This window comes from Aeromonas sp. HMWF015 (genome assembly GCF_963878965.1).
Taxonomy (GTDB): Bacteria; Pseudomonadota; Gammaproteobacteria; order Enterobacterales; family Aeromonadaceae; genus Aeromonas; species Aeromonas veronii.
In genome coordinates this window covers 1-7,254 of sequence record NZ_CAWNZT010000075.1, presented here as the reverse complement: position 1 = coordinate 7,254, position 7,254 = coordinate 1, and the positions used below count along the sequence as shown (strand labels likewise).

Sequence of the window (7,254 nt, the reverse complement as noted above, 5' to 3'; positions counted from 1 at the left end):
GCTCGATAAGGGAAGTGGTGGCCTGCTTGGCGGCGTGGGTGTTGTCGGGGCCGATAAAGTCCACGTCATCGCGATAGTAGGAGCGGGCGGCGCACACCACCGGCAGTTCGGAGTCGAGCAGGGTCTCCAGAGTTTTGGCCGCCGCGCCGCGCACCGGATTGAAGATGATGCCCGCCACCCCTTGCCGTGACAGGGAGTGGATGCTCTGCTGCAGCCGCTCCGGGCTGTGGCCGCACTGGGTCAGAAACAGCAGATAGCCCTGCTGCTCCAGCACCTCGCTCACCCCGGCGGTCACCTCGGTATAGAAGGGGTCGGTGATGTCGCGCAGGATCAGCCCCACCAGATTGGATTGCTGGCTGCGCAGGTTGGCGGCGGCGCTGTTGGGCACGTAGTCGAGCTCTTTTATCGCCTGCTGCACCCGCTCGGCGGTGGCGGGGGAGATGCGCCCCTTGCCGTTGAGCACCATGGAGACGGTGGTGACCGACACACCCGCCCGCTGGGCGACATCGGTGATTTTGGTGGCTTTGGCAGAGAGGGATTTGGGCGACATAGGGCGAACGGACGACGGCGTGTTGAGTACGAGGCCCCAGCATACCTGCTCGAGTACTTAAGTGAAACGTTACATCACCATCTGGCCGATCCGGCTCACAAATTTGGATCCTGCTGCCAGCCAGCCCCCTGATTCTGTGATCCTGTCGGCACTTGTAAGTTGATAAAACGTTTTATCATCCAGCAAAACCTGATGCTGACCCGCGCCTCTGCGTCGAGATTGCTACGAGCAGCCACGGGGAAAGCCGCAGATATTGCTGTCTATTCACAAGGAGCCGTTTCATGGCCAAGCCTCAAGCCAAATCCACTATCTGGGAGTTCCTGCAGAGCCTCGGCAAGACCTTTATGTTGCCGGTCGCCCTGCTGGCCTTCTCGGGCATTCTGCTCGGTGTCGGCAGCTCGCTCACCAGCGATGCGGTCAAGCAGAGCATGCCCTTCCTCGACAATACCGTGCTGCAACTGCTGTTCCTCTGGATGACCAAGGTGGGGCTGGTGGCCTTTATCTACCTGCCGGTGATGTTCGCGGTGGCCATTCCGCTGGGGCTGGCACGGGAAGAGAAGGGGGTGGCGGCCTTTGCCGGTTTCGTCGGCTATGCGGCGCTCAACCTCTCCATCAACTTCTACCTCACGGTGGCCAACGTCATCGGTGATGCGGCAGCGGAGAAGGCCTACGGGGTGAAATCGATCCTCGGCATCAGCTCCATCGACACCGGGATTCTGGGGGCCATCATCGTCGGGGTGATCGTCGCCAAACTGCACGCCCGTTTTTACACCTACAAGATGCCCGATGCGCTCGCCTTCTTCGGCGGTGCCCGCTTCGTGCCCATCATCACTGTGCTGGTACTGGGGGTGGTCGGTCTGGTCGTGCCGTTTGCCTGGCCCTGGTTTGCCGCTGGCATCAACGGTATCGGGGCGCTTATCTCCCACGCTGGTCCCTTCGGTCCCTTCCTGTTCGGTACCGGTGAGCGCCTGCTGCTGCCGCTCGGTCTGCACCACATTCTGGTGGCGCTGATCCGCTTTACCGAAGCGGGCGGCACCCAGCTGGTATGCGGTCACGAGGTGAGCGGCGCCCTCAATATCTTCTACTCAGAGCTCGCCTGCGCTGACACCAGCGGTTTCTCGGTCTCTGCCACTTCGTTCCTCTCTCAGGGCAAGATGCCTGCCTTCCTCGGCGGCCTGCCGGGTGCGGCGCTTGCCATGTATCACTGCGCCCGCCCTGAAAATCGCGGCAAGATCAAGGCACTGCTGGTCTCCGGCGTGGTGGCCTGCGTTATCGGCGGTATCACCGAGCCGCTGGAGTTCCTGTTCCTGTTCGTGGCGCCGGTGCTCTACGTCATTCACGCCATCCTGACGGGTCTGGGCTTTATGACCATGGGGCTGCTCGGCGTTACCATCGGCAACACCGACGGCAACCTTATCGATTTTCTGGTGTTCGGCGTGCTGCAAGGCACTGCCACCAAGTGGTATCTGGTGCCGGTCGCGGCCGCCATCTGGTTTGCCATCTACTACAGCGTGTTTCGCTTTGCCATCGTGCGCTTTAACCTGAAAACCCCTGGTCGTGAAAAAGAGAGCCGCGAGATTGAAACCAGCGAAGCTGCCCAGCCCGCAGGCAAGAAGGCCGGCAACAGCGGTTACAACGGTGAAATCATCCTTAACGCTCTGGGCGGCGCCGATAACATTCTGGCGCTCGATAACTGCATCACCCGCCTGCGGATGTCGGTGCAGGACATGAGCCGGGTCGATGACAAGGTCTTGAAAGCGAACGGTGCCATCGGGGTGATCAAGCTCGACGAGCACAACCTGCAGGTGGTGATCGGCCCGCAGGTCCATCTGGTGAAAAACCAGCTGCAGAGTCTGATGGGGGCCTGAACCGGCCAATAAGATCCGAACGGGGGGCGCAAGCCCCCCTTGTTTGCCTCTCCCAATATGTCTCCTGTTTATGGAGGGAGAAACTTCATGCACGATATTTATGACTTCGACCATGTGGTCGACCGCCACGGCACCTACTGCACCCAGTGGGACTATGTGGCCGACCGTTTTGGCCATGCCGATCTGCTCCCCTTTACCATCTCCGATATGGATTTCGAGACCGCCCCCTGCATTCGCCAGACGCTGGCAACGCGGCTCGAACACGGGGTATTTGGCTACAGCCGCTGGAATCACGACGACTTCAAGGGGGCGGTGAGCAACTGGTTTGCCAGCAGCTACGGGGCGAGCCTCGACCCCGAGACGCTGGTCTACGGCCCCTCGGTCATCTATGTGATTGCCCAGCTGGTGAGCCTCTGGTCGGCGCCGGGGGAGGGGGTGCTGGTGCATACCCCCGCCTACGACGCCTTCGGCAATATGCTGGCTGCCAACGACAGGGTGCTGCTGCCCTGTCCGCTTAAAAAAGAGCAGGGGAGTTACCAGATCGACTGGGCCAGCTTCGAGCAACAGGCGGCCCGCCCCGATTGCCGGATTTTGCTGCTCTGCAGCCCCCACAACCCCACCGGCCGTGTCTGGACGCGGGATGAACTCGGCCGGATGGCCGCCATCTGCCAGCGCCACGGGGTCAAGGTCATCTCGGACGACATCCATATGGATGTGAGCTTTGCTCGCTACCTGCCGTGGAGCGAGGTGGCGCCGGACGATCACTGGGCGCTGGTGAGCTCGGGCTCCAAATCCTTCAATATTCCGGCCCTTGGCGGCGCCTACGCCTTTATCGCCAACGCAGCGGCGCGGGCCGCCTATCTGCAGCGGCTCAAGGCGGCTCATGGCCTCTCATCACCGCCCATTCTCGGGGTGCTGGCTCATATCAGCGCCTATCGGGACGGCGCTGCCTGGCTCGATGCGCTCAAATCCTATCTGCACGGCAACCTCGCCCAGGTGGCGGCGCGGCTCAACGCGGCTTTCCCCGCCATCGACTATCGGGTGCCCGAAGGGACCTATCTCGCCTGGATTGATTTGAGCGGCCTTGGCATCGACTCCACCGAACGGATGGATGCGCTGCAAGCCTTGCTGGTGGAGAAATACCGGGTCGCCATCATGCGCGGCGACACCTATGGCCCGGAAGGCACAGGCTATATCCGCCTCAACGTCGGCTGCCCGCGCTCGAAGGTAGATCAAGGGCTCGATGCCCTGATCGGCGCGCTGGGGGAGGTGGTGTAAGGGATATCCTGGACTAGCGATTGAGCAAGAAGACGACCTCCCCCCGGTAGTGGGGGGAGGTTGCAAGCTTTGCCTGCCACGAGGGTTCCCACTCGCCCTGCTGCACCAGACCAACCTTGAATGGAATGGTGAGCTGCATCATGGCGGGTAGATAGGAGCTGTAACCCGGTACCGTATGTTTTCCCTGATAGGTCTGGATCACTATCTCATCGACCGGAAGGCTGTTGAGTTGCGCCACATCCCCCGTCTTGGCCCAGTCGAGCAGGCCCGTTACGCTGAGTTTGCACTCTGCTGGCAACACTTGTCGCAACTGCCGCAAAGAGGTGGCGTAACGATCCAGTTGGCGGGTGGCTGCATCAAAGTCGATCTGAATACCCGTTACTTTGGCTCCGGCCTTGCGCCACTCCTGATACAGCTTGACCAGCAACTTCTTGTGATCGGCAGAGAGCGGCAGCGTATTCACTCTCACCACAAGCCAGAGTTGTTCGGTCTGAAGTGGCGTTGGAGCGCGACCCAGTTTGATAAAACGGGGGCCGGATGGCCTGTTCAGGATCTCCCCCTGATGCAAATAGAGGGTGGTTGCCTGTGCCAGGACTGGCTGATGTCGGGTGGCAGACCAGAGCCAGAATGCGTCATAGCGGTTGACATCGACACTTGCCTTAAGTGGCGCAGCAAGTGTCGATAACAGAACTAGCAGGCTAGGCACAAGGGGCTGCGGCATGGTTTACCAGTAGTATTTGAGTGATTTGGCCCATACCGAGTTGCCATAACGCTGCTTGAGCGTATTGAACCAGGCTTGCCGCATGCTCTTGGGGAGCTCCTGATCGTCACACCCGTTGTAGCCTGATGGTGCGTAGCAGTTGATGGCTCTATAAAGGGCATAGCTCTTGTCTTCGGGCTCTGCTTTAGGGTTGGCCATGACGGCCTGATATAGCTTTAGCCTGCTTGGCGCGGTGGCTGACTCAGGTTTTGACAATCCCCAAACCATCTCTTTTCCTTGCCACAAATTGATCGCGGGATCCTTGTTGCGCAGATATTCACCCAGGCAGTTGAGTGCGTGTCCGTCTCCGGGGTGTTGCAGCAGTGTGCCGAGAGTGGAGGCCAAATCACGGCAGTAATAGCCCTGCGGTGTGCCTTCACCTCCCCACTTGAATGCTGACAAGAGCACATCTCTGTTGGGTACCGGTTGCCATGGTTCATCCTTGGGTGGGGTAGCCTCCTTGTAGTCGGCCGGAATAAGTGTCACGTCTTTCAGGAACGTTGCGTAATCCTCTGCAATCAGGTCTCTCACCAGCAAGGTATGCAGGGCGATTTGTCTTTCCAAGGCGCTTGTGGCCTGCCGAGCCTGCTGACGAAGCAAGTCCGGATCGGCCGACTGTTTTAACACGACGGTGCGTATCCGCAACTGAGTGACAGGGCTCTCTTTGTTGAAAATGGCCGCAGTATTGCCGGTACGTACCCACTGATCTGCCAGCATGTTCTCCACAAATGCCTGTTGGGCTTGAGTGAGAGGTGCCGCAACCAGCGTCATCATGGCTTGTTCTGCCTGGTCAAACGCCTTCATTCCTTGCTGTGCCCAGATTCGCAGCAACTGGCGGCTGAACGCCAGGGTTGATGCGTTTTGTCCTTCTGTTTTGGGCAACAGCGCCAGTACAGCATCAAACTGTTGGTTCTGCAGTAATCGATAAGCTTGCAGATAGGTAGCCTCTTCCGTTTTACCCGTCTCTTGCAACTGCTGGATGGCCCCATCGAGCTGCTCGTCACTCCAGTTGCGTTTCTGGTCATAGCCAGTTCTGAGGCCACGCAGTGCATTGATAAACAGCAGCTCAGGCTGAGTTTTATCCTCGTAGGCGAGTTCATTTCGATAAGCATCTGCGCTCAGCAAAGAGAGATCTATTTCGTTAACCAGCGCCTCAAGTTCCGGCAGGGAGTGGTCAGCGGCTATCGCTTCGCTATAGTTATCGCGCAATGAAGCCTGATCACCCGCCATCCAGTTGATGCGTCTGAACATCCCCTTGGTCGAGCTGATGTAACGGCCTTGCGGATAGGTCGCCAGATACGACTGCCCCTGTGTCATGGCCTGTTTCAGCGCCTCTTTATCACTCTTGGTGAAATCCGTATCACCATACTCGCTCTGCGCATCTTTCACCGCTGCATTAAGGTGTGTTCGCATCACCATATAGTTCGCGGTTTCGGCAACCCACTGCGCTTTTGCCCCTTGCAGAGCCATAAAGCCGGTCAATGCCTCGGAGAAATGACCTTCGTAGAAGTGGCGGGCAGCATCCAGATAAGCCTGCCACTCCCTGGCAGACTCGCTCATTGTGACGTTGGAAGACTGGGGGCTATCTTCCTGTTGACCAAGGAGCTGTAAGCGGGTTTTGAGCAGAAGCGTGCGCTCGGTAGGTGACAGGTCACTCTGCTCAAGGGCATCAAGAAATTGACTGACAGATTGCAGCGAGTTGGAAATGGCTCGGCCGTAAAGAGCATCCCGACCAGCATAGTGTTCCAGCAAAGCCGGGAGCGAGGCGTCATGGGCGGTGAGCCGGCTAACCAGCTGTTCACGCAGTTCCTGGCTTTCCATCTCGTCGGGAAGCGGCAGACGCTGCAGAGAGAAGAGCTCCATATCGCGTTCGTTGGCCGGGTCGGCCGGAAGCATAAAGGGGAGGGAGAGTCGCTGCATGTCAGCCAGCAGCATCAGCAAGTTGCTCTTGGTGTCATTTTCGGAAAGGAAAAGCGGATAAGCAGGCAATGTACAGTCTGTCAGCCAAAAACTGCACCCGTCTTGGTCGAATGAGGCAACCGAAGGAAAAGCAGCAAGCGTGAATGCCAGTGCCGAACAGTATTTCAAGATCTTCATAAGAGGCGGTATCCACTATCTGCCGAGTGACAACTCCTTGAATCACGAGCCAAGAAGCATGAAGCACAATGGTTGGCAATAGTACGTAAGTGGGTTGCAATCGACAACCTTTCAGTGGTTTATGATGGACGTTCAAGTAGATAACAGAATGCTGATGGCCTTACTTTGTAAGGCCTGCAATAAAAACGGAGCCATCAGTGATGGCCCCGTTTTGGTTGCGCTGTTTTCCCTTATGAGCAGACGCCGATATCAGGCGCGAATGGTCGCCGGGATACCGCAGTTCGGGCGTGACATGGCTGGTTCGATTGCGGGCTCGCTGAGCTCGGTAGCTGCTAGTGCAGTGCCTTGGGTCAGGGCTTCAGCCTGATGCAGCATGCGGCTGACCATATCGGTCAGGAGATCCACATCCAGCTTGTCCAGCCACTCGCGACACCAGAGCAGGGTGCTCTGTTCGCTGCCTCGGCTGAGTTGCAGCACAGGCCAGTCGGCCATGGCGGCGAGGGAGGGGGTCTGGATATCCCCCAGCGGAATAAACAGGGTCACCAGTTGATCCCGCTCGCGAATATGGAGGCTGAAGGGGCCCGCCTGCAGATCCAGCCCCTCTTCGTGCAGGCACTCCTGCGGCAGGGATAGCTGGCGAACGAGGGTTGATAGCATGGCATGGAACATCATTAATCCTCCCGATGGGTGTTATCAAAGAC

Annotated in this window: 6 protein-coding genes; 2 read left to right on the top strand and 4 right to left on the bottom strand. The window is 58.5% G+C overall.

Going from position 1 to position 7,254, the window contains the following annotated elements; all coding sequences use genetic code 11:
- Nucleotides 1-550 (bottom strand): LacI family DNA-binding transcriptional regulator (locus AACS18_RS23035; RefSeq protein WP_258228837.1); only part of this gene is annotated, 550 nt, incomplete at its 3' end.
- A 281-nt stretch (nt 551-831) separates the two neighbouring features.
- On the opposite strand from AACS18_RS23035, the gene malX reads away from it, so the two are divergent.
- Both malX and AACS18_RS03225 read left to right on the top strand, forming a co-directional pair.
- Nucleotides 832-2,418 carry a maltose/glucose-specific PTS transporter subunit IIBC gene (gene malX / locus AACS18_RS03230; RefSeq protein ID WP_108613681.1) on the top strand — a complete coding sequence of 529 codons (1,587 nt, stop codon included), beginning with the start codon at nt 832-834 and terminating at the stop codon, nt 2,416-2,418.
- Between the two features lie 87 nt (nt 2,419-2,505).
- Complete coding sequence (locus AACS18_RS03225) at nt 2,506-3,696, top strand: MalY/PatB family protein (RefSeq protein WP_108613680.1); 1,191 nt, start codon at nt 2,506-2,508, stop codon at nt 3,694-3,696.
- A 13-nt stretch (nt 3,697-3,709) separates the two neighbouring features.
- Here AACS18_RS03225 and AACS18_RS03220 read toward each other — a convergent pair whose 3' ends face one another.
- The 3 genes from AACS18_RS03220 to AACS18_RS03210 form a co-directional block, all read right to left on the bottom strand.
- On the bottom strand, nt 3,710-4,417 hold the full coding sequence (locus tag AACS18_RS03220; RefSeq protein ID WP_181363392.1) for a DUF3142 domain-containing protein: 708 nt from the start codon (nt 4,415-4,417) through the stop codon (nt 3,710-3,712).
- A gap of 3 nt (nt 4,418-4,420) precedes the next feature.
- Complete coding sequence (locus tag AACS18_RS03215; protein WP_108613679.1) at nt 4,421-6,553, bottom strand: hypothetical protein; 2,133 nt, start codon at nt 6,551-6,553, stop codon at nt 4,421-4,423.
- A 249-nt stretch (nt 6,554-6,802) separates the two neighbouring features.
- The gene (locus tag AACS18_RS03210) at nt 6,803-7,225 is read right to left on the bottom strand and encodes a hypothetical protein (protein WP_108613678.1); all 423 of its coding nucleotides are present in this window, start codon (nt 7,223-7,225) and stop codon (nt 6,803-6,805) included.
- Nucleotides 7,226-7,254: the final 29 nt, after the last annotated feature.